The organism is Bradyrhizobium sp. LB8.2, assembly GCF_040548035.1.
Lineage (GTDB): Bacteria > Pseudomonadota > Alphaproteobacteria > Rhizobiales > Xanthobacteraceae > Bradyrhizobium.
Genome location: NZ_JBEPQV010000005.1, coordinates 177413 through 199511 on the forward strand (window position 1 = coordinate 177413; position 22099 = coordinate 199511).

Sequence of the window (22099 nt, forward strand, 5' to 3'; positions counted from 1 at the left end):
GCATCCCGAATCCTAGTCGATCTCGACAGATTTATCTCCGCCTTTGCCCTTCAGCGAAAAGCGCCTGACTTTGATCCCGAGGTACGAAATCGCTCGATCCAAGTCTTCTGGGACGCTCTCGTCAGAGGGAAGCACGAGAAACTTAGTCACTTGCCCACTGCCGTTCGTTGCGTGCGTTACGAGCTGTCCGATCGCGGTGTAAAGCATCTGTCGTCCCACGCCAGTCTTTACTTCGTAAACTTCCGAGAGAATCCCGTCTCTCTTCACGAACAGATCAATGAGGGTAGAGTTGAACACCTTCTCACCGCGTGAAAGCTTGGATGTCCTCTCTTCATAAAGCCTCTGCACAATATCACCATGGTAGGTGAGGTATTCGAAGTGGTCGTCTCGTGCGCCGCGTTTCTTGCCGGAAAACTCTCTGCTGTAGCGGTCAAATTCTTCTACTCGCCGCTTAAATTCGGCCGTTTGCAATGCGCCCTGCGCTACTTGGTCCTTGAAACTGTAGACGCTCCCGACGAACGCTTCGATGCGGCTAGCTAAATCGGCGCCGTTGATTTTGGCCACAGCTATGCCCATTCGTCGCCCCTTACCCTGGTCCATAACTTCGACAAGCTTTGCTTTTGACCAAACAAGAAATGCAGTCTTGCCAATCCCGGGACGGCCACCGCCTATTCTGCCGCTGTGCATCAGGAAGAGGTCGCCGGTTGCAGTATCTTCGGCAAAAAAACCGGACACTTGGGCGCCAATGCTCACGGTCGGTATGTTGATTTCGACCGTTATTGATTGCGCATGGTTTTCAGGCTGATACACACCGAATGCATTCCAATAACGGGGGATTGGAGCGTCTTGCGAGGCGCCACCGAACGCAACCCAAAGTCGGCCCGCCCCAGCCGAAAACAAGGGCAAATCAAAATTGCCGCCGGGGAAGCCGATGGTGTGAAGTCCATGCGGCCTGAGAGCGGCCTTTAGATTTCTTTCTAACGCCGCCTGAGCGACCTTCTTCTGCTTTGTGTCTTCCAGCACGACCAGCATGACCGTCGCTTTCCCTGACGATGAACGATTCCTTAGCCAACATTACCTTACGTTGAGGGCGCGCCATGAGGCAATCCGTCTCACCAAGAGCGTCCCATGGCTCGGTAGGGTGCGTTCCGCCTTCAACGCCGACTGTTGCATCGGCGCGAGCACATCCGTCAGAATCCTTGTTGAGCGATACGCGTCGCTCCGGGGCGTGGAAACCCTGAATAAGCGGTTGGTGTCGCCGGGTTTGGCACCGAGTCCTTGACCGTTATGGTCGGGGAGCCTGCGACGTATGTCCAGGTTCTCCGGAACTAAAAGTCGTAGGGACCGGCTTGTTCGGTTTTCCAACTCCCCGATCACCAGGGGTCAAGAGGCAATTGCTTACGGGGGCGCACCGTGGGCCAGCCTCCGGGAGTTGGAACGATGGATGCGACGGCAACTGCGCTCACCGAGAAGAAACAGGCTGCTGCTGGCCGGACCGCCTCGTTGCTTTGGATCGCGACCGGCATTTACTATTTCGCGACGACCGAGACGGCGTCCTTCCTGTCTTGGCAAGGGGCAGTGTTCTTCATCGGCGGAATGTTTGGTGCTGCGCTCATATTCGGAGCTGCAAGTCACTATCTCTTCGCTGCACATCGGGACTTCTATCTCAACCGTGCACGCAGCAGGCCCGTGCTGGCGCTCCTAATGGGTATTGCAAGTCTGTTTCTCAATGTGTTCGAGATCGCGGTGCCGATACTGGCTGCGAGGTGGGCCTTCATGGGACTATTCGGTCTGATCTAATATCGCGGCAACACCTCGTAGAGCGTCGCTCATTCATGTTGGCCCGTTTCAGGGTGGAAGACGAGGCAGGCATCATCGGGGTGGTGGCGGAAGGCCCAAGAGTCTCGGGCTGTCCCAAAAGGATTTGGCCTTAGAGGCGGTGTTCGCACCTATGTCAGTCCGGTCTAAAGGGGCAACCGCAATTGCACCATCGTTGTGTTGGCGCGCCCGGCGCGTGCTCTAACGATGTTTTCGCTCCAACGAAGAAAATGCGGGGCTGATCCCAAAATTGTGCCCGGTGTCAGGCAGGTGACTTTGAGCACGGACCGCGAGGAGTAGTGTCTGTCGCCTGTGGCGGGACGCGTGCTCCTGTCACCTTTCGTGACCCGATCGAAGATTCAATTGATCACGTAGTCTGGTGGTGTTTAGACTAGATCGTTCTCTGGGGTTGGGCCTCATGCTTTTTCAGGTTCGGAGGATCGGCAATGCTTCTTGCGAGGACTGTTTTTCTGGCGTCGCTAGCATTCCTCACTTCCATGAGCTTGGCGTCGGCTCAGGAGTGCGGTGGTTCTGGGTCAAACGGAATGACGAACTGCACCAGAGGTGATCCCAACGTGCCGCTGGTGCCCAGGCCATTCAACCCCCGCCCGGCGGGCGCGGATACGGTTGGTCCAGGCAGCGCGGCGCCAGCTAGTGGGCCACCCCCGCAGGATCGTGGCAAGATGCGTGGTAAAACGCCACCCGGCACTATTGCTAGGTGAACCAGCGCCGCTCGTCGATGCGCAATTTTTTAGTACTGAGGGCGCGTAACGACGAAGCCCCCGCGTGCCGTTAAGAACCGCGTAATTCAACCGGCGTCGGAGACTTGTGATCGCACAGTTTGTCTCCCGTGAGGAAGGGCCTATTGACCGCGGGTGGTCCGTACATTCACGCCACCCTTATTGACACCGAGGGAAGTATCTTTGTTGATCATCAGCCGATTGTCGTGCGATTTGTCGCGCATCATTTCTTTGTCGCGTTCTTTCTGCTGACGCTCCGTAACTTCTTTGGCGTTCTTCATGTTGTTGTCGAGAGTTTCTTGGGCAGTCTGGGCATGCGCTGGCAGCTGCATGGCCAGAAAGAACAATGCAAGTATCAATCGCATTACCACCTCCCGCTCTAGTTCTTTCCCCCGTAGCTGTTAGGCCCCCAATAGGAGCATCTAGCTGGGCCCATACCGGTCGCCGAACAAGTCTTATTGATACCTCGTGGAGAACCATCAAAGTTGTAGAACGAGTGCTTCCCATCGGGCGTAACGACTTCCTTTGATCCGTCTGGATGCGTCGTTGTTGTGCTTGTCGGTCGGCCGACAACGGCCACCTGAGCGAAAGCTAATCCCGGTATTGATGCGGTGAAGACGAAAAGCGACAACGTCGCTGCAGAACGCGCAACTGCCTTGTTCATATACATTCTCCTAGCACCAACGTAATCGTGGATTGCTGTGGAGTGTCAAAAATAAAGAACTATCTTTAGTCCAGATCGCGCCCAGAATGTGGTGGCATTGTCCTACAACTTGGTCGGGGAGGCAAGTGCTTTGACTTGTCCTGCTGGGCGATGGCCTGGTTCGACCCTCAGCGGCCAAATTCGAAAATGGCAGGGTTTGGCCCAGCTCTCGTGCAAGCGCAGGCTTGTCTTTTGGCAGAAGACGATATTAACTTCAGGTTGCATTTCAGCGGGAGGGGCATATGAGAAAATTAGCAGTTGCGATCGCAATACTTGTCGTCAGTGTCACCACTGCATCGGCTGAAATTTGCAGCTTCGCATACATTTCGGATTGGTGGTGGCATACGGGTGGCCAAAAGGTCTGCATGACTCGAAACAATCACCCCACCCGATCGGTATGGGTCAAGTACGTCACACAGCCTCCTCGCCAGTATCCGGCGCAAACCTTGGGGCCCGGCGTGACGGGCCGCGTGGGTGCTTGGGACGAAGGTGTGGACGCCCGATGCGTGCTGATTGAGTGCCTGTTCGCAGATGACAAACGGAGTCGGCAACGAGGGAATCGGCCTGTCGATTAGAAGTACTCGGTCAATTGCATGTCGCCTGATGGTCCTCAGCAGACCTTCCTGGTGCTGAGGCAGATGTCAGCTTCTAACCAGGGCAGACTCTTCGGACGCCCGGTTTGCATCGCACTGGCCTATTAGAGCGATTCAAGAGGTGACCACAGCCAACCAAGTGAGCCCCAGCCCCGTATATTTCCCAATTGAGCGTCCTAAGCCAACCTGCACAGCCAATCAGTTCTAGCGACCTCGATGAGACTCTTGGCCCCTCATAAGTGACGTCGATGGAGGGCGTGCCGATGGTCTAATAAGGAGGATGGTGAGCAATCACCCTCGCTCGAAGGCAACAAATAAAGGAGAGAACTTGGAAGCAACCCCTTATGCCTCTAAGTCTCCCCCTCTGTTGCTCCTCCATTAGCGGAGGCATAAGAAGTTAAGTCATTGTCAAGACTGCCAGAATACCGTCGAAACAATCGCGCCTGGAGAGGCCGTCCCTCGCTCAAAATGGGCTTGCATCGCCCTCGCTGCAAAGTCGGCCTTGGATTCCGCGACAAGCACGGCATCGTGGAGCGGCAACGCTGTGATCCCGGCTTGGGCCAGATAAGTCGTGACCTCGATGATCATGTCGCTCTCAATGCGCATCAACTGAAATCCCAGGCCAGCACCGAACAAATGCTTGATCGGCGCGTGCTTCTCTTCAAGCATCTCAATGGCATCTCGCAATTTGGTGCCGGTGGGAAAATGCTGGCGCGTGTCTTCGGGCCAGTTCCTTAGCGGTCCATCTGAGAACACCATCGCGTTCATCAGCTTTTTCCAACCATCGCGTCCGGTGCCATCTCCGGCCACATCATAGATATCGCTTTCGGGCTGGGCTTCCCTGGCTCGTACGTAGGCTAGGCGCGGGAATAGCTGCCGATAATCCACGTTCGCGATGTGCTCGCCGTCAATACGGATGCGGCCTCGCTCGGCTCTCTCCATCGACATCCAAAAGCCGCCCGCGAGACGGCCGCCGTGTTGCCATGTGCCATTGTTGAAGATGCGGCGCAGTGAGCGGCGATAGGGTGCAATGATATACCCATCCTTGCCTAAGGAGAGGCCGGTGTCCTGGCCCGTTACCTCAACGTCCGCCTCGCGCAGGAATTTGTTTAAGCGTCGGACTTGGTTCGCAAACTTGCGAGATTGGGCAGTCTCCCGAAACGCGATAGGGGCGGCGTGTCCATGTTCATCCTTTCCTTCCTTCAAGATTATGAAGATGGGGTCATCAATCTGTTGGACGCTTTGCCAGTCTGGCGGCGCAAGCGGGAGATGCTGCGTAAGACTATCCGTTGGTCCGATAAGCGACGGCATTCTTGACTTGGCGGAGATCCTATAGCCGCGCCGCGCCTCCGTGATAAAGCCCAACGATGCCAATAGGTCGATCGCTGTCAAGAAATGCTGACCATAGACAGGGTTCGCCCTGGTGCTGCCTTGCCAGAGAAAGCCGTGTGAGCGGGGCACAGCCAGCTTGGCATTGGTGCCGGTGGCCTTCAGAAGGATGAGATTGCAGGCCAGCGCCTCCACGGCCGCATAGAAATTTTTGCGGTCGGCGTCCTTCCGCGCTCGCTCACGGAGGCCGGTCGCTGTTTCGTGCTCTAGCAGCGTGTTCGATAACCGACTTACTGCGCCCAGAAGCTCGTCGCTCTTCGCGCGAAGCTGCGGGTCGAACCACATAGGCTTGGGCTCAGGATTCATTGTAAGCGCAGCCTGTCTATCGTCTATGTTCAAAGTGATCGGCTTCGACCTTCAACATGTGCGTACCCTTCAAGTCCGACCAGATGTCTCGGGAATGATGCTGCATTCGAAAAACCGACGCCAAATAGTCAATCAGCCAGCAGCACAAGCTGAATGCCGCCCATAGCGCTTCCTATGCGCCAAGACGCCCGCGAGGTGCTTCTCAATGACCCACTCGCAGGGCTCTTCAAGCATCCGACCCATCAAGCGGAGCACGGGACCAGATGACTTTGGATAGGCACGGGTTCTGGACCGATGCTCGCGGCCCTGAGAGTCATAGATCACCCATCCTGTGCCGCTGGCCAAACGGTGGACTGCTTTGCAAATTTGGACCGTGCGGAACTCCTTTGTCCGGTGGGACGCAGGGTCGTCCTCGATCAGCGCCGACACGGCGAGCACAATTGAGACGACGCGCTCGGGCGGAATGCCTGCGGCTCTCAGCCTGGCGATACCGATCTTTGCCCGCTTCGCTGCCGACATCCCTTTCAGCCGCGTGGCAATCTCAACCGGCCCGGCTTCCGCTAAGGTTAGCCGCACGGCCTCGATAGCCGACGCAATGAACCGATCGTTCGCAGCCCGTAAGCGGACATACGAAGTCGCTGCGGACAGATACGGCTTTAACTCCGCAGCGGTGTAGGTGCCGTGCCAGTGGCTCCCGTGACGTGCCCGGTGCTCGACATGAGGTCGGCAGTGGAACGGAGCTAACCCGGTACCAGCCGCTCTCATGGTGGGGCGGCCGCAGCCCGGAATCGCGCACGAAGTGAATGTGTCGGAGGCGTTAGCGTTTACCCGCTTGGAAATAGCCTGCGTCCGCGCGTCTCTTGGATTGAGCGTCATGACAGGAGGCTCTCTTAGCGCGTTCGAGCCGAACGAACTTTGGTTCTCATGGCACGCCGAATCGACTTGTGCTGTCCCTTTGGCCAAGGGCGCACGATGATGTAATGGTCACGCTCCTCGCAAAGCTGCAGGAAGCGAGCCCATGCATCTGGATTTTTCGTCACTTCCTTTAGATTTCGGCGCCAGCCTCGCTCGCGCCAGGCTTCGGCGTATTCGACCCCATCGCTAATGTATGTGCCAGCCGCATAGACGATGACGAAGCTATTGGCTTCAAGGGACTCCAAGACCCCGATCAGCCCAGCAGCCAAAGCTCGCTTCTCGTCGCTGAATTTGCGGCGGCTGATTTTTGGGGGAGATCGATACTCAATCTCGCCGTCAGTGCTCCGTATCAACCAACTGCATACCGACTGCCCAGGCGAGCCATCAGGCTTTGGGTCATCGGTTGAGGCTATCCACGCTACATAATCTCCGGCCGGGAGATCGGGTTCAGCCGCGCGATACGGCCAACGTTCGATGGACTTCATAGTCATTTCCTTTCGCGCATGCGTATGGCCCGCAATGGCGGAGCGTCCGCTACGGAATTATTGGCTTGGTTTCCTGGGGGACACAGGATGAACGGCCCGGTGACCGTTCTTCCCCCGCGAGGCGAAATGACTATTCGTTAAATGTAAGAATCAAGCGCAATCAAACAAGACCAGTTCTGCGATTTTCAGACGCCAGGGAGATGATCAAGCCGCAGGGCGATTCCAAGAAGTGTGCCAACCTTTAGCCTCTTCTCTGGAGCTCCCGCGTGGCTCGCTGCAGCCGAGCCTCGATGCGGATGATCTGTGGCGCCGACCACTCTCGGTGTCCTCGCGCGGTTGGAATACCGCGTTCTGTGAGTGCTCGGGCTATCTCAGTGGGCGACTTGTGCCCAGCAGCCCGCACCTCCTCAATCAAAGGAGCCAAGTCATTGGCCCGCCGTTGAGCAATAGCGGCTTGTCGATCCCTCCCGCTTGCGCGCGCCTTGCTGGACAGGGTGCTTCCGCGATTGCCTCCAAGGCTTTGTCCTCTGGCCTTTGCCGCTTCTAAGGCTGCCTTGGTGCGCGAAGAGATCAGGCCGGCCTCTAGCTCGGCTACCGCCGCCATCTGTTGCAGCATGAAGCGGCCCGTTGGTCCCTCCATCGCGGGGAGGTCAGCGAACCGGACATCAACACCTGCCTCCAAGAGGCGGGAGAGGAAGGCTACTGAGCGAGTGAGGCGATCCACCTTAGCTACCACTAGGGCCGCTTGATGTACCCGTGCTGCCGTTAGTGCACGCTCCAGCGCCGGCCTATCACTTCGCCGTCCACTCTCTACCTCAGTGAACTCCACGACCACCCGAGCTGTCCGACCACCAAGATAGGTCGCAACGGCAGTCCTCTGTGCTTCAAGACCTAGGCCCGAGGCCCCCTGTTTGCGCGTGGAAACGCGGTAGTACGCGACGAACTTGCCCTTCATTGCCGTGATCCTTCGCTCACGCTCCTCAATTACAACTTAGTCAACGAGCGTTGACACCATTGTTAGTGGCGGTCTGAGCCTCCGACAAATCAAGATGAATGCGGCTTATTGACTCACGCGAAGCAAGCGATCGCACCAGCCTTATTCGATTGCGTGTCCGCACGCACCGCGTTTCGCACGTGACCAGGTGCCGCGTTTGTTGCTTTGAACTTAGATTTCAGTTTCCAACCGGCTACACGGGGGAAACCGGCGAGTAGTCGCCACAAGGTCACTTCTGAGATGCGGGACCCTTTCCGTAATATCGGCCGGGCTTTCTAATTGCTCTCGCGTGTTTCAGATATTTGCGCTGCGAAATGGCTTTGAATCAGAGAATTCGTTCTCGACTGTTGGTTTACAAAACCACTTTGCAGTACGTGCACCGTAGTGCTTTCAAGCTCTTAGCGCCTCCTGCATCGGCAGGACAGGGCACTAAAACTCACTACGGTGCGCAAGGTCGGGGACAGTTCGGGGATAGTGTATCCGAAATGGAGAATTCCATTCTCCTCGGGTTTCTCGGCATGGGGTAGCGCAGAATCTAGCCCGCATACAGCTCTATCCGTCGCCCCGTGTCTTGAGCCCCAAGCCTCTTTGAACGCCCACCGGGCAGGCGGCGTGGGGTCTAAGGTCCGCGCAGCGGATTGGCCTTCCGATAACTCATACCGCAGGCGGCGGGACAGGGATTTCAGTCTCATCATCAGGCTTGCACGGCTGAATGGTGTAGCCGTCTTCCAGAACCGTCTTCGACGCAGCCTGGATGCTAATCCACGGAATAGAAGACGGCTGGCTACACCGCACTCGCAGCGGCCTTCTTCTCATGCCTGTCGCTGTGAAAGCACGCACCGAAGCAGAACTTTCAACCAACGATAAGCCAAATGCGAATCGCGCAAACATGAACTCAGTTAAGCGGCCAGACTTTGTAGCGTGTCGGAAATAGATTGAATTCCTTCAGAACGCCCGAGTAAGCATCAGCAAACCCACCCTTCCGACTGCCGTAGAGGTGCGAGACTGTGTACAGGTAGATGTCGGCAAGCTGGATCATGCGGGAGTGGTGCGATCGCGCGAAGTGCACCGAGTCCACGATACTGGTGATCTTGATGCCCCAATCCCACGGCGTACCTTTTGTTCGGTAACGGGCGAAGTCCGCGATCATGTTCTTGAACTCCTGATTGTCCAGGTCGCCGATCAGGATTGTCCGCTCTGCTTGATTCATCGCCATCTCGACACGCTCGCAGAAGTGGGCGAACGCGATCTCCGCGATTTTGTGCTTTGCCTTTAGTTTTTCGTAATCAATGGCCACGTAGACCCGCTTCACAGGCGCGTTCGCCAGGATCTCGGTCAGGCGCTTCAGGACTGCTAGGCGTTCCGGAAAATCCATGTTGCCGAAAGGCCCCTTCTTGAAGTGGATCAAGCGAGCGTGGAAGCAAGTCTCCGGCGTAAGGTCTGCCGTTTCAAACAGCTCGATGGCAAGGTTATTCAGTTGGCTTTCAATCTCCATGATCTTGTCCATGGGCACGCAGATGCCGCCAACGAAATAGTAGTTCTGGCCCTGTGATGGCTGGGACTTCACTTCGTCGAAATAGGTCACGTACACAGCACAATCTCACGGGTTAGCAGGGAAGAATGCTCAGAACAGTTACACCGGCCTGAAGCAGAAACTTCCAGTCGCATGTTGTCCAGGACGGCAGTTCGATCGACTAAGCCCGCACACCGCAAAGGCCCCCACGACGGGGCCTTGTTGTTTGGCGAGTTGAGGACGGCGGATAGGACAAACGGCCAAAGCTGCTCCTGGTGCCCTCTCCTTGTTCCCGTTGCTGGACACGGTGGACGGGTCCATTCAGCCTACGCGGGGTAAAATACCCTCACAGCCGTTTCCCGACTTTGGACTTTCCCGTGCGAGAGGTGATCGCCCGGCCGGGACGGTACAATTCTGCGCACAGCAACACAGAAGCTGGCAACTTAGAACAGCATCTTGATGTCCTGCGTCAGCGTTTGCCAGAGTATTAGGGCCACTCTCCAGAATACGCCTGCTGACGGAACAAGAAGGCAGACAAAGCCGATGGAGTACAAAACCGCGACCACGACGCGGGATATGGGATGAAGCTCGTCGAGGTATCTGTAATGCAGATGCAAGTATCCGATATACATCTCTCGCTTCTGTGCCTCTGTCTCCGTCTGCCCGCTCGGGTTTGTCTTTTTGTAGCGCTCCCTGATTCCCCAATACTCTTTGAAGTACTTATCGTTGTTGTGAGTGAACGCTTTCTCGATATCAACCATCGGAAAGTCGCCGCTTACATCCTTCACTGCTGAAACGTAGGCATTGGCAGAGCCGTAGTATTTGACAGCGTTTGGACAGCGCCACGAGTAAATAGCGACTGCCGCCGCGATAGCGCAGAGTCCGAAATATATGAGCAGCAACCTGGGCGAGACAGACACCTCGTTCGGCGAGCCGCCCAGCTCACGAATGACATGCAGATACTCCGCGATCTTTGCGTTGAAGATGATCAAGTAGCCTATCAAGGGAATAAGCACCGTCATACGGGCTGCTGGCGAGCTGCTAACCGCCCAAAAACGCGACCACACCACGGGGCGTAGGTGAAGCAATGAGATGCGATGCGTCATCCGTCCAAAGAACGTGCGTTTCATAAAGTCGTACCCTTGCGCAAGCTCTAAGCCGGCCACGTGTTCTAACTGCCACTTCAGTATGTTTCTCACCCAAAAGCCGGGAGACCGTACTTCAACACGAGGCCACCGGCCACACTCGCAGCAGCAATCAGCCCGCTCCACCAAAAGGACCTAGGCTTAGCCGCTTTCATCGACAGCCAGTACAACAGCGCCCCGAGGAACGGCCCATAGTTCTTGCTGAAGTCGCCATTGCGCTTCAACACCTCGATGAGATTTTCATTCCGCAGTTCTTGGTCAGACACCGCCGACCTCCTGAGTTCTCGCCGAACGCCTTCACTCACTTCTAATGCCGCAAAGCCGCGGGAATACCCGCCACCACTCAGGTTATCCCCGCATATAGCATCCCGAGCATTTATGTTCCCTATACGTTCTCGGGCGGACTCAATCACTGTTTTCCCGACGGCACAAGCGAAAATTCGTTTTTTTAGAAATTGTGATTGCGACGACCACATCTCCTCGCAGGTGCCCGCACGCGTTCGCTCCTGACTATCACCGAACGGCCCATCCGGTACAATGATAGGGGTGCATGAGCTAAAAACCGTCAGACCTGTCTAAATCAATAGAGGACCGCTAGGCCGGACGTGTTTTTTCTGCTTTGTGGGTCGTCATGGAGAACGTCGAGCCCATAGACACCATTCCCCGGGACCTGACGCGTGTCAGGGACAGATGGGGAATCGTGGCTGATCCCGGATATCTCGCCCTACCCTTCGTCATCCTTCTTTTCCAAGGGAAGCTGGGGCTCCGGCCGGACGACCTCAACGTCTTGATGAACTATCTCGCCCATTGGCACGCCGCGGACCGGATGCCCTTTCCGCACAGCATCACGATCGCTAAGCGCATGGGGGTTAGTCCGCGGACGGTTCAGCGGTCCCTGTCACGCCTGCAGAAGGGTGGCTTTATCCGGAAGATGAAGAAGCGGCACCCGAAGGACCCGGTTGCCTACGACATGAACCCACTGGTCGAGATGCTCACGCCTTACGCCGAGTCGCGGATCAGGATGACCGCGCCGACCGAGTTCGAGTCCAACCTGGACGATGCATTCCTGCGGGCCGTCAGCCGGATGAGCGCTTCCGAGATGTTCAAGGACGTTCCCGCGCTCGTGAAGAAATCAACGGCGGACGAATTATAGGAGTCAGCGTGCCTGATGAGTGAACCGGTACCCACGAAGCCCAAGGCGACGCCCACTGAGTCGGACCTCAGCCAGGTGATGGCGCACGGGCCGGCCTTGTCTCAGGCCTTCGGTCCACGGCTCGGCGCGCTAGTCTTGATGTTCGGCCTTGCCAAGACCCGGTACGGTTCGTTTGGTATCGCGACGATCATCACCGCAGTTGGTGGCATCGTCTACAATTTTTTGAAGTAGAGCTGATGGCCAAGAAGATCGTCTACCGCTACGACAAGGACTTGTACGAGGAAGGCGAGATCCTCACGCCTAAGCACGATTCGTTCGGCATGCTGACTGACACTGAGAAGGTCGTGGAGACCGCCATTCGCGCCAGGCTGCCTAATGGCCAGAGCATCCGCGGCGGCTCCCTGTTCGCGTGGGAGAGCGAGGCGGTTGGGAAGCGGATGTGGCCGCTGAGCAAGAAGCCGTACCTCTACGAGCTGGAGGTCGATGATGCTGATATCCGATTCCGCGGCGACTTGAACCACTACAACAACGCCAAGGACGCCGTTAAGAAGGAGCGGTCGCCGGAAGAGTTCGTGGCGGCTTATTGCGACGGCAAAGACAGCGACCCTGCCGTCAATGGCGCTCCCCGCATCGAGCTGCTGTTCAGCAAGGCCAAGGTACTCAAACGTCATAGCTGAAGCCTCCCTGCGTTAAGGGCTTCAAAGTCAGTAACGATTTTACTCATGCAAGGGTCCTCCTTGAAGGCAGCATAGGCTGGGCAAGCCGCCGTTCAACGAGTCCTGAAGGGCATGACAGGGCAAAAGAAAAAGGCCCGAAGGCCCTCCTGGCTTATCAGGCGCCTGAGTCGGACACGTCCTCACTTTGGGGCGGCGAGGCCCGGCACTTATTGCAGGAATCCTCTCGCAATTATCTCCGATTGACGATCACTTCAGTTCCGTGAACAGGTAGGTATCAAACAGCGCAGCCTCCTCCTTGCTCGCGAACAAAAACACGGTTTGGTCGCCGACGAACTCATAGTCCCAGTCGTCTCCGGAAACTTTGCGCACGGTCTTAACCCACAGATACGCTTCCCTGGTCGGAACAGGAGCCGCCTTTTCCAGATATTTCGCGGTCGTCATTTTCTGATAAGAAGCGCATCCGGCTCTAGTTTCAACTCCTTCATCTCATCCGCATCCAGTGCGGCATCGAGCCACGACAGGACCAGGTCAGCTTACGGTTCTTCTTTGAACGGTTGGTCGGTTTTGGTTTCACCCGCGTCTTCAACGCCGCCGCCACCTTTGGCGTCCACATCACGTCCGCTTGCTTGCTCAAGGCTTCTATCCGGGCAAGCTCACTAGCGACGTGAATTTTCCATGACCAACGAGAAGCCATAATGAATGGACGACACCACTAAAGGGCGAAACACACAGCCTGCCCAGCTGTAGAAAGTAGCGGAAGCTACTTCCTGAAAAAGGCCAATATGCCGAAGACACTGCCGATTAGTGCGAGCCCTAATGTCACGCGCGTCTGCCAGAACTCCCATCTAGCTTTCTGCTCTGTTCGAATATCGCTCCGCACAATTTTCACCCCTTCCGGGGTCAAGAGTCTAAATCCGAACATTTTGGATTCAAACCACGCCTTTTCATCATCGATTGCGGGTAACGGCACGATGAGGCGCCGAGCTTGTTCGCGTAAGTGCCGGGTTGTCAGTTGGTCAATTTCCTCGTCCCACTCTTCCAGTTCAAATTGCTCGTCATGGCGAAGCTCGTCGCGCGCGTCGGCTCCCCCTTTTGACTTGAGCAGGGCTTCCCACTTGGACTTGTATGCACGCACTGTCTTCTCTCGCTCGCGCTGCAGCTTTCCTAATGACCGGCGATATACGATTTCATCGAGAAAAATCATTTGAGGCCTCCCAGGGGTCTGAGGCCATTCATATCCAGCATGTTCTTTGGGCCGTCTATGTTCAAAATGATGTTCAGTGACAGCGTGTCGCAGTTAGCCCATATCCTCGAAGACCGATAGCACCACGATGGTGTCCTTGAAGACGGCAAACACGACCTTGAGGTTGTCCGCGCCATGTACGAGATACTGGTTGCTTTGACCACGCACTTTGGCGGCAGTCAGCGTTCCATTGCTCAAGTTTCTCAATATCGTCTCAGCGATATCGCTCGCCATTAAGCCTCGCCTTTCCATGGAGCGCCTGGCGTGGTCGGTAAAGCCAGGGGACTTAGTTTTGTTGAAGATTTTGCCGACTTCAAAGTTCCGGATGTTTAAGTCGGGAGCCTGAGCCTGTTCAGTGTTGGCAAACACCTTCATGTACCTTTTCAGGAATTGTTCGTTCGTAAATCGGCCCTTTTCAACAGATTGAGAGAGCAATCGCAACATATCGTCTAGAGCTTTCCCATCGCGGCTCTTCTGCAAGTTTACTTTGAGAGTTGGAAGGCTGCGCCCGATACGCGTCAGCGCTATCGCGGCCGAGCGCCCTATGAGGATAGAACCGCTCTTCTCGCCGTTGCACTTCCCGCAGGATGGAGCCAAGTTTTCGTGGCCCAGAATGTCAAAATCCGGAGGCAAACCAATTTCAGTGAGGGCTGCTAATCTGGTCTCCGGCTCCCCATGATGGAGATGCTCCGGGACAATGTGGTCAACCTCCATGTCTGCGAACAAAAGCTCATGAGAGCAGTGGAAGCACTTCTTGCCGTGCGTCTCCCACAGGGCCTCACGAAAACTATTGCCAAAACTCTGCTTTGCCATCACCCCGCCCTGCCAGACCTTACAAGCAGTGGTCGAGACAGGGAAGCGGGACTTCACTTGTGCAGAATGCGCAGGATGGCAACTCCGTTCTGCACAAAGAACTTCCAGTTGCGGGCAACGAAGCGGCGCGCTTTCAAAAGGGTCCAAGGCTAGCCTCCATCGTGGCGAGAATCCGATCTCTCGCGGGATTGACAGGCCGCCTGCGGGAGAGAGTGCTAAGGTGCGAACCGGAAGTCCTCCGGACTCCCACCCAGGTGTCACGCGATTCACGTCGCCTGGCGCCATTGCATGATTCTCGGATGCGACGCGAAGCCGGGCATATACGGGACGTCCCGGTGAGACGGCACGACTCACCTATCTCCAGAGATACCGAGCCTGTCGTGGATGGTCAGGCCAAAGTCAGAGTTGTGAGACTTATTCGCCCTATTCAAAGCTAAGGGGATGTCCCGCTTATCCCCCAATTCACAGACGGTCACCCTTGACGAATGCGGGACCGCCGCCCTGAACCCGCCCTCGGTTGAGAAGTTCTCTCGGTAGAGGATCCCACATGCCCTACGCATTGTTCGAAGACGACCAGAAGCTCAGCAAAGAATTCCCGACCGAGGAAGAGGTTTGGACTCACGCCGAAGAGGCCGGTCTCGTCCATGTCGTCGAGGGGTCAAATCTCGTTACGTTCAATGCCGACTCGGTAGGGGCTTTGATAAGGTTCGATTAGGTCAGCGCCAACACCACGTTGTTGACCAGCTCGCTCACCGTATCGTCGGCTTGATGCTGAACCACAACCACGGCTGATGGATGTGCAACGATGTTTCGTCGGTCCAGCTTGTCCTTCAATATTTTGAAGATATTGGAATTGATAAGGTTGGCGCTGTTGCAAATCTCGATGACCTGCGACTCCTTTAGCTCGTCCATGAACTCATCGTATTTGCTGATTTTGAGCTGCGTCATCTTTTGGTACCGCTTTGAGATGGCAGCATTGAAAGCGTCCAGCCGGACCTGGTCCTTCAGAATCCAGTCCAGCAAGTGGGCGTAAGCGAGATTCCAGGTCATGACGATGCACGCCCGGAACGCCTTCGAGCGGTAGCAGGTCAGGGCCTCCTGAAGGAAAGCTCGCTCTTCAACGGAGGGTACTTTCCCCGGCAGGTCGGTTAGGATTTTATCTACTGCAACCACGCTTTGATGAACGCCGTACTTTGCATCAAACTGATTTCGCACTGGACGCGTCAGCTTGAAGCCCTGCTTCTCGCGAACCAAGTCTGGCGTGTTGTAACTGGCCATTCGCATCAGAGACTGGCCTATGTTCTCTTTGGTTACGAGATGAAGCGTCTTGTAACACGCGCGAATGTGGTCGGAGTGGAAGTGCTCCTTCCCCTCATGCGTGTGAAGGTACCAACCGATCAGCTTGATCTTTTCCCTTGGTGGCAGCTTGTCAAAGCCCACCACCTGGTCCACGAATTCACTCAGCGTCATTGACAAGCTTCTTATTCACGTAGTCGAGCCCGATGTGATTGATTTCGTAGTGACCGCGTTCCGGTGTCGTGAAGAACTTGCGCCCCTTCAGCTCGCGCAACGGCTGACCGAAGTCGTTGATGGCGGTGGACCAACCGATTGACCGGAAGCAGGTGTAGATATGTCCATCAGTGACGATGGGCGTGCTGCGGTGTTCGGCAAGCCAAGCGGCGGCGATCATGAACTTCTTATGCTGGCTGCCGTCGTCCTTGCCCTTGGCGAAGTCCGCAAATGAGACCGGCGCGTGCATTTCGATCTCGACTATGTCGGGAGCCTTGACCTTGCGCACCGTCTTCTGGCGCGGCGCAGTCGGCGTCACATCGACAGTATCGAGTTCATCCTCAACCTCGTCCAGCACCTCAACTTCGGCAGGCTCGGAGTGGCCGTTTGCTGGAGTGGAGGCCGGAAGCCTCCTCACCACGGGCGCACCTGCCGGGCCACGCAAGGCGTTAGTGATCGCCTGCGTGACCGACTGAATCTGGTCGTCCGCAATCTCGGCGTCGAACATAATGAACTTGATCCGGGAAGTCCCGGTCGGCTTCGTCGGCTTTGCCATTACTCGGTTTCCAAACTAAAGGGGCGAATCGCACGTTGTTTCTTGCCCATCCCGTATCCATGGGTTGTGAGCACCGAGCAAGGGGAAGTTGCTTTTTTGTTCCGTTTATCCGACCTATCCCCCGCTTGACTCTATAGTTCTTGTTTTGTTCTGATGGGAAAAACCCTAGGTTCGCCCATGCCCACACCCGAATACGTCCGGTCCGAGATTGAACGGATGCGCGCCCAGATCGGCCGTCATCGAAAGGAAATCCTCCAGCTCCAGCGGGCCGGGATAGGAACCGCATCGGCTGAAGCTCTGCTCGCCCGCATGCAGGACAAGGTGGACCAGCTCTGTGCTCAACGGGATGATATGAAGAGCGCCGAGCCACGGGAAAAGAGGACCCGAGTGCTAGGAGGCCGGAAGTGGTGAGCGAGCGACTTGCACGACCCGCCCGACTTCTTGAAGTCGTTGGACAAGACGCGGGGGCTCTCCACCTGTGAGGGTGGTGCCGGGGGACATCGAGGCGATCCAGGTGGCCATCGACCAGCACGCTGAGGCAGCCATGGGCAACCGCCGCACAGCATCGCTCTCGCCCGGAGGAACAGCGATACTCCCTGAGTGTTAGGGACTCGCGTGTAGTTGATGGATAGACTGCCCGCCGTTGGCCCCAGCGGCGGGTTTTTGTGAGTTGCGTGAGTGGCGAAGCGTATCAAGGCAGTGATACCTGGGTTCATTAAACCCCAGCTGGCGACCCTCAAGATGAAAGCGCCCGCGGGCGAGGGCTGGATTCACGAAATCAAATATGACGGCTATCGGGCTCAAATCCACGTCGATCGGGGTGCGGCAAAAATCTTCACGCGCAACGGCCACGAGTGGACCAAACGGTTCTCGGCTATTGCCAGCGCCTTCATGCTGAAAAGTCAGACCATCTTCGACGGCGAGGTTGTCGTCGTGCATGGGGGTCGCACCAATTTCTCCGAGCTGCAAGCGGATCTGGCCAAAGGTCGGCAGGAACGGATGCTGTTCTACGCCTTCGATATCCTCTTTCACAACGGAGAGGACCTTCGGAGCAAGCCGCAGCTCAAGCGCAAGGAGCTTCTGAAAGAGCTGATAGACATGCTCGACCCTCCCGTTCTGTACAGCGACCATCTCGAAGGTGAAGGCCATGAATTATTCGAGGCCGCTGCGAGGCTGAACTACGAGGGCATCGTATCCAAGCGGGCCGATGCGCCGTACCGCTCCGACCGCAACGAAGGCTGGCTGAAAATCAAAGCTGTGCAGAAGGGCAAATTCCCCGTGGTCGGGTTCATCAAGGATCCTACAGGTGTGGCCGCGCTCTACCTGGGCAAGAAGGAAGGGAAGGAACTGGTCTACATGGGCAAGGTCGGGACCGGTTGGTCGCGCACGGTTTCAAGTGAGATCCGCGAGAAGCTCGATACCGTGGTGAGCCCAAAGGCCAAGCTCACCCGACCCATCAAGAAGCCCAAGGCGACGTGGGTTGAGCCCACGTTCTACGCCGACATCGAGTACCGTGATATCACGTCAGAAGGGCTGCTGCGTGCCAGCTCATTCAAGGGGTTGAGCAAGAAGTAGGGATGTAGGGGGCGAAAGATGAGCACTCGATTGCTGATTTTGATTTTCGGCGGCGGCGCTTTCGCCGTCGCCGTTCACGCTAACGACCTATCGGCGATGTATATTGCCCTGTTTGCAAGTTTTATCATCTACCTGCTCCATACGTTGGAATTCAAACTGAACAAGCTTCTCGACCACTACGGCATCAGGGTCTGGGATAGCGATATCTCGAAGGACTGATGCGGGGGCCGGGATGGACTGGGGACTTATTCTGGTGTTGGCGATTTCCGGCGGCATCTTTCTGTGGCAACGCTCGAAAAACGTCGAAACGGCAAAAATCGCCAATCAGCGCCTGAAGCAGGATGGTCGCCTGTACGAGCACATCAAGGCAGGGATGCGGGAGTACCACTTCCGCGACGGTGAGCAGCAATTCTGGCGAGTGAACGAGAACAGGCAACGGCTATTTGAGACCGCCGATCTGATAGCCTTTCATGTGACACACGTCATCGAGAGCCGCGTAGGTTTTTATTTTAAGGACCTCGGAGAGTATGGGCTCTACAGCGCCTTTGCGGGCAACGGTGATGAGTTCATCGAGAGCTATTACCGAACCGATGCCGCTTTTCAGAAGGAGGGTATGCTGATCCCGCCGGATGACTGACGCGCCGGTTCTCCACAAGGCTGCGGGTCGTGATCTACTTCACGTGACGCCATTGTAAAACTTTTCGATTGACGGATTTTGCCAAATATACGGACAGAATCCTCAATCCTTTCAAATACTCAGCGCGACCGTTGCGCGTCTGGATTTCGGCGATAGAGTTTTTTGGTGCCTCAAGTGTGAATCAATTTCCTTGCAAGCCTCCGGACTTCTGATCTTATGAATCTTGGTCGGACGCGCTGATTCACAGCAGCTCATAACCAGTCAAATGGAGAGCTGTGCCAATGTCTGACCATCCCGAGTTGCATGTTAAATTTCTGGGCCTGAGCCTCAGCGCTAAAGGTGCGCTGGCGATCTGTGCCGCCATGACGATTGTTCTGTCGGTGCTCGCCTTCTACCGGTTTTGATTGACGCTCGTTTGCAATCGTCTCACGATCCAAACCATGCAAACACCTCAACCTGTGAAGGACGGCGGAGCTTTTACAACGAAGAGCCGTACCTGTTCGCGTGCCAGCTTAACGCGTGGGCGCGGTAAAAGTGCTTAGCCCTCGTGTCATCGGACGCGAGTGTTCCGTTGCTTCAAATGCCCTTGGCCATCTAAGGGTACGTCTTGCTTAGACAGGCAGCTTGATTGATTCCACGCAAGCTCTCTTCAGCCGCTTTAGCTGGGCGTTGGAGTAGAGCCCAAAAGTGATGCCGACCTCGCTCTCATGGCCCATGATGTCCGCCACAACGTTCTCCCGGTGACCAGCATCCTCAGCCTTCGTCGCGAACCAACGCCTAAAGCTATGGAAGTTGACCTTGGACCTCCGCGCACCCGGTCGCTTGTCATGCACGCCAAGTTTCTTGCGATAGTACGTGAACCGCTTCGAGAGGGCCATTGTCCGATTGCCATCCCAGCCGGTGTCCTGGAAGTCGGGAAAAAGATAGGCAGTTGTATCGCGCTTGCCCATAAGTTTCGTGATCATAGGTCGAAGCGTCGAATGAATGGGAATGGTGCGAACCCCAGCCGCAGATTTGCTGCGAGTGACGCTGAATGTGTGGTCGCTGCAATCACAAATGCGGAGCTGTCCGATTTCATCGAGGCGCATCCCAGACAGGGCGGAAATCCTCATGGCATTCGCCATGTCGGTGTCTGCCGGGCCCGCTAGGAGGATGCGCATCTCATCATCCGTGAATGGCCGCTCGGGGCCCATCGGACCATCCGGGGCGATCCTGTGTGCCTTGGCTTTGGGCAGCGACTTGCGCATCCACGGGTTCGACTTCACACCAAAGCTCTTCTCCAGCCAAGTCCAATACTGCCGCAGGGCGGATAGCTTCTTGTTGGCAGTCTTGAAGTGCATGCCAGCCTTGACGAAAGCCTCATCGCGGAAATCGGCGGCGACCCGATCGGTAGTGGTCTCGACGAAAAAACCTTGGCTTGCCTTCGTGCACCAGTCCTTGAACTGTGTGAGCGCCGTGCGGGCGTCGGCCTTAGTGCGCTCGCTATACGTTGAGGCAGCAAGCCATCGTTCAACGTAGAGGTCGGCGGGGGTGACCTTTGCGGACGCTAGTTGGACGAATTGAGAGGCCTGTCTGGTGGCCGCCCGAGGCTCTGCAAAGGGCTCGTAGTCGTCCCGCGTCCCGCCAGTTGCCAGATCGATTTCTTCGGCCCGGTCTGTGATCTGATACATGAGGTCATTGCGCCGCGCGGCATCGGCCCGGACGAATTCCTCCCGGAGGGCCATGGCCTCCAAGAGAAGCGGGTCTTGATCCTCGGGGCCGGGCGTCCGGTGTTTGGCGATCTCGGACTTCAAATCCGCAACGGCGTTCCAGCGAGCTATACGGGCCATCCGGAGGTCCGTGGTCTCTAGAGACTTCAGGAACCGCTTCTTGCCGAGGGCCCGCCGTAGAGTCCGAGGGACCTCAGCGACGGCATACCAAGTCGTTCCTTCGCCCCGGGGCTGCGTAAGGTAGCGCCGATCACCGCCGCCTTTTTCCGCTCGCAAAATAACGTTCACTTAGCCTGCCCCTAACGGTGTCCCCAACGGGGCGCCCCCAACGCAGGCACTTATATAGGTCTGATTTCGCAGTATTTCTAGATCTCCTAAAGCACCCGCGTAGGGTCCTAGTTCCCCAGCCACTCCAGGTAAGCCGCTCACAAACAGATCGTCAGAGGTGGCGCTCTTCGTCGAGCGCCTTCATCCTCTGCATCTCGACAGGATGCGACGAGCGAGCTTCGCGCATACACGAAGCTTTGGCGGGACCGGCGCGACAGGCGCCAAGCCGCGATCCGGCCCAAGCCACTTCGAACGTTGGCAGACGGTCGACCTGGCTCCTAATCCAGCTTGATGTTTGCGGCTTCGATCACCTTCTTCCAGCGCGCGGTTTCGGCGGCGATGTAGGCCGCGAACGGTTGGGAATCCACCGCGACCGCGGCAGCGCCGAGCTCAGCCATCTTCTGCACTGTCTCCGGCTGCTGCATGAAGGCGCGGATCTCGGCGGAGAGCTTTTCGACGATCGGCTTCGGCGTCGCCGCGGGGACGAAGAAGCCGTGCCAGGCCACGGCCTCGAAGCCGGGCAGGAATTCGGCAACGGCGGGCATTTCCGGATCGAAGGCAGCGCGCTTGGGCGTTGCGGTCGCAAGCATCGCGAGCTGGCCGGTCTTCACCTGCGGCAGCAGCAGCGGCACGTTGTCGAAGGCGAGATCGATCTGGCCACTCAGCAGATCCGTCAGCATCTGGCTCGAGCCCTTGTAGGGCACGTGCACCATCTTGGTGCCGGTCATCTGCTGAAACAGCTCGCCGGCGAGATGCTGCGAGGTGCCCACGCCGGCCGAGCCGAACGAGACCTTGTCCGGGTTCGCCTTCAGAAAGGCGATCAGCTCCGGCACGGTGCGCGCCTTGATCTTGTCGGGGTTGACGACGAGAACGTTGGGCACGACGCTGATCTGGGCGACCGGCGCCAGATCCTTGTCCGGCTGGTAGCTGAGCTTCGGCCCGTAGAGCGTGGGGTTGATTGCGAGCGCGGACGTGCTGGCAAGCCCGAGCGTGATGCCGTCAGGCGCAGACTTCGCCAGCCGCGTCACGCCGAGGATCGAACCGGCGCCGCCGACATTCTCGACCACGAACGGCTTGCCGAACTTCATCTGAAGATGGTTGGACACCATGCGGGCAAAGATATCCGCTGTACCGCCGGCAGCGAAGGGAACGATCACCGTCACCTGCTTGGACGGATAGCCGTCCTGGGACTTCGCCGGCGACGTCGCCAGCAACACGGTTGAGGCAAGAACAAGCCACATCGATCTCATCGAAGTTTCCTCTGCATTTCCTGTTGTTGATTGGTTGCCGCGCGCGTAC

General features: G+C 56.8%; 25 protein-coding genes. 9 read left to right on the forward strand and 16 right to left on the reverse strand.

Translation table 11 applies throughout. The annotated features are described in order from the left end of the window. Window positions 1-12 precede the first annotated feature (12 nt). A complete protein-coding gene (locus ABIB06_RS09015; RefSeq protein ID WP_354069089.1) occupies window positions 13-1032 on the reverse strand; it encodes a hypothetical protein in 1020 nt (339 codons plus the stop codon). Between the two features lie 408 nt (window positions 1033-1440). On the opposite strand from ABIB06_RS09015, the gene ABIB06_RS09020 reads away from it, so the two are divergent. After that, complete coding sequence (locus ABIB06_RS09020) at window positions 1441-1800, forward strand: hypothetical protein (RefSeq protein ID WP_354069087.1); 360 nt, start codon at window positions 1441-1443, stop codon at window positions 1798-1800. A gap of 880 nt (window positions 1801-2680) precedes the next feature. On the opposite strand, the gene ABIB06_RS09025 is transcribed toward ABIB06_RS09020, so the two are convergent. The 7 genes from ABIB06_RS09025 to ABIB06_RS09055 form a co-directional block, all read right to left on the reverse strand. Then, a complete protein-coding gene (locus tag ABIB06_RS09025) occupies window positions 2681-2923 on the reverse strand; it encodes a hypothetical protein (protein ID WP_354069085.1) in 243 nt (80 codons plus the stop codon). 1339 nt (window positions 2924-4262) lie between these two features. After that, window positions 4263-5549, reverse strand: a complete 1287-nt coding sequence (locus ABIB06_RS09030; RefSeq protein ID WP_354125574.1) for a hypothetical protein — start codon at window positions 5547-5549, stop codon at window positions 4263-4265. 890 nt (window positions 5550-6439) lie between these two features. After that, window positions 6440-6949 carry a ribonuclease H family protein gene (locus ABIB06_RS09035; protein ID WP_354125575.1) on the reverse strand — a complete coding sequence of 170 codons (510 nt, stop codon included), beginning with the start codon at window positions 6947-6949 and terminating at the stop codon, window positions 6440-6442. A gap of 241 nt (window positions 6950-7190) precedes the next feature. Further along, entirely contained in the window at window positions 7191-7904 is a 714-nt protein-coding gene (locus tag ABIB06_RS09040; protein ID WP_354125576.1) for a recombinase family protein, read from the reverse strand. Between the two features lie 934 nt (window positions 7905-8838). Next, on the reverse strand, window positions 8839-9528 hold the full coding sequence (locus tag ABIB06_RS09045; RefSeq protein WP_354125577.1) for a DUF3800 domain-containing protein: 690 nt from the start codon (window positions 9526-9528) through the stop codon (window positions 8839-8841). A gap of 371 nt (window positions 9529-9899) precedes the next feature. After that, window positions 9900-10448, reverse strand: a complete 549-nt coding sequence (locus ABIB06_RS09050; RefSeq protein WP_354125578.1) for a hypothetical protein — start codon at window positions 10446-10448, stop codon at window positions 9900-9902. Window positions 10449-10651: 203 nt separating this feature from the next. After that, the gene (locus ABIB06_RS09055; protein ID WP_354125579.1) at window positions 10652-10867 is read right to left on the reverse strand and encodes a hypothetical protein; all 216 of its coding nucleotides are present in this window, start codon (window positions 10865-10867) and stop codon (window positions 10652-10654) included. A gap of 365 nt (window positions 10868-11232) precedes the next feature. Here ABIB06_RS09055 and ABIB06_RS09060 point away from each other — a divergent pair, with 365 nt between their 5' ends. Genes ABIB06_RS09060 through ABIB06_RS09070 form a run of 3 tightly spaced genes read left to right on the forward strand, consistent with a single transcriptional unit; the run spans window position 11233 to window position 12431 of the window. After that, window positions 11233-11754, forward strand: coding sequence for a helix-turn-helix domain-containing protein (locus ABIB06_RS09060; protein WP_354125580.1), 522 nt, complete (start codon window positions 11233-11235; stop codon window positions 11752-11754). 15 nt (window positions 11755-11769) lie between these two features. Continuing rightward, window positions 11770-11985 carry a hypothetical protein gene (locus ABIB06_RS09065; protein WP_354125581.1) on the forward strand — a complete coding sequence of 72 codons (216 nt, stop codon included), beginning with the start codon at window positions 11770-11772 and terminating at the stop codon, window positions 11983-11985. 5 nt (window positions 11986-11990) lie between these two features. Beyond that, window positions 11991-12431, forward strand: coding sequence for a hypothetical protein (locus ABIB06_RS09070; RefSeq protein WP_354125582.1), 441 nt, complete (start codon window positions 11991-11993; stop codon window positions 12429-12431). A gap of 246 nt (window positions 12432-12677) precedes the next feature. On the opposite strand, the gene ABIB06_RS09075 is transcribed toward ABIB06_RS09070, so the two are convergent. From ABIB06_RS09075 to ABIB06_RS09090, 4 genes are all read right to left on the reverse strand, one after another. Then, a complete protein-coding gene (locus ABIB06_RS09075; RefSeq protein ID WP_354125583.1) occupies window positions 12678-12872 on the reverse strand; it encodes a hypothetical protein in 195 nt (64 codons plus the stop codon). 40 nt (window positions 12873-12912) lie between these two features. Next, window positions 12913-13065 carry a hypothetical protein gene (locus ABIB06_RS09080; protein ID WP_354125584.1) on the reverse strand — a complete coding sequence of 51 codons (153 nt, stop codon included), beginning with the start codon at window positions 13063-13065 and terminating at the stop codon, window positions 12913-12915. Between the two features lie 126 nt (window positions 13066-13191). Beyond that, window positions 13192-13635 carry a hypothetical protein gene (locus ABIB06_RS09085; protein ID WP_354125585.1) on the reverse strand — a complete coding sequence of 148 codons (444 nt, stop codon included), beginning with the start codon at window positions 13633-13635 and terminating at the stop codon, window positions 13192-13194. A gap of 93 nt (window positions 13636-13728) precedes the next feature. Next, window positions 13729-14634 carry a DUF4258 domain-containing protein gene (locus tag ABIB06_RS09090; protein WP_354125586.1) on the reverse strand — a complete coding sequence of 302 codons (906 nt, stop codon included), beginning with the start codon at window positions 14632-14634 and terminating at the stop codon, window positions 13729-13731. A 400-nt stretch (window positions 14635-15034) separates the two neighbouring features. Between ABIB06_RS09090 and ABIB06_RS09095 the strand changes: the two genes are divergently transcribed. Next, window positions 15035-15202: a hypothetical protein gene (locus tag ABIB06_RS09095; protein WP_354069752.1), complete on the forward strand. Its 168-nt coding sequence runs from the start codon at window positions 15035-15037 to the stop codon at window positions 15200-15202. On the opposite strand, the gene ABIB06_RS09100 is transcribed toward ABIB06_RS09095, so the two are convergent. Together ABIB06_RS09100 and ABIB06_RS09105 are read right to left on the reverse strand one after the other, a co-directional pair. Beyond that, entirely contained in the window at window positions 15199-15957 is a 759-nt protein-coding gene (locus tag ABIB06_RS09100) for a hypothetical protein (protein ID WP_354069750.1), read from the reverse strand. The genes ABIB06_RS09095 and ABIB06_RS09100 overlap by 4 nt on opposite strands. After that, window positions 15944-16552, reverse strand: coding sequence for a hypothetical protein (locus tag ABIB06_RS09105; protein WP_354069748.1), 609 nt, complete (start codon window positions 16550-16552; stop codon window positions 15944-15946). The genes ABIB06_RS09100 and ABIB06_RS09105 overlap by 14 nt, the downstream gene beginning before the upstream one ends. Before the next feature lie 678 nt (window positions 16553-17230). Between ABIB06_RS09105 and ligD the strand changes: the two genes are divergently transcribed. The 4 genes from ligD (at window position 17231) to ABIB06_RS09125 (ending at window position 19168) form a co-directional block, all read left to right on the forward strand. Next, window positions 17231-18127: a non-homologous end-joining DNA ligase gene (gene ligD, locus ABIB06_RS09110; RefSeq protein ID WP_354069746.1), complete on the forward strand. Its 897-nt coding sequence runs from the start codon at window positions 17231-17233 to the stop codon at window positions 18125-18127. A gap of 18 nt (window positions 18128-18145) precedes the next feature. Further along, complete coding sequence (locus ABIB06_RS09115; RefSeq protein WP_247551471.1) at window positions 18146-18346, forward strand: hypothetical protein; 201 nt, start codon at window positions 18146-18148, stop codon at window positions 18344-18346. A 13-nt stretch (window positions 18347-18359) separates the two neighbouring features. Then, window positions 18360-18764: a hypothetical protein gene (locus ABIB06_RS09120; protein ID WP_354069741.1), complete on the forward strand. Its 405-nt coding sequence runs from the start codon at window positions 18360-18362 to the stop codon at window positions 18762-18764. 281 nt (window positions 18765-19045) lie between these two features. Further along, a complete protein-coding gene (locus ABIB06_RS09125; RefSeq protein ID WP_354069739.1) occupies window positions 19046-19168 on the forward strand; it encodes a hypothetical protein in 123 nt (40 codons plus the stop codon). A gap of 207 nt (window positions 19169-19375) precedes the next feature. On the opposite strand, the gene ABIB06_RS09130 is transcribed toward ABIB06_RS09125, so the two are convergent. Then, window positions 19376-20761 (reverse strand): site-specific integrase, encoded by a 1386-nt coding sequence (locus tag ABIB06_RS09130; RefSeq protein ID WP_354069737.1) that lies wholly within the window; start codon window positions 20759-20761, stop codon window positions 19376-19378. A 317-nt stretch (window positions 20762-21078) separates the two neighbouring features. Further along, a complete protein-coding gene (locus tag ABIB06_RS09135; RefSeq protein WP_354046714.1) occupies window positions 21079-22050 on the reverse strand; it encodes a Bug family tripartite tricarboxylate transporter substrate binding protein in 972 nt (323 codons plus the stop codon). Window positions 22051-22099: the final 49 nt, after the last annotated feature.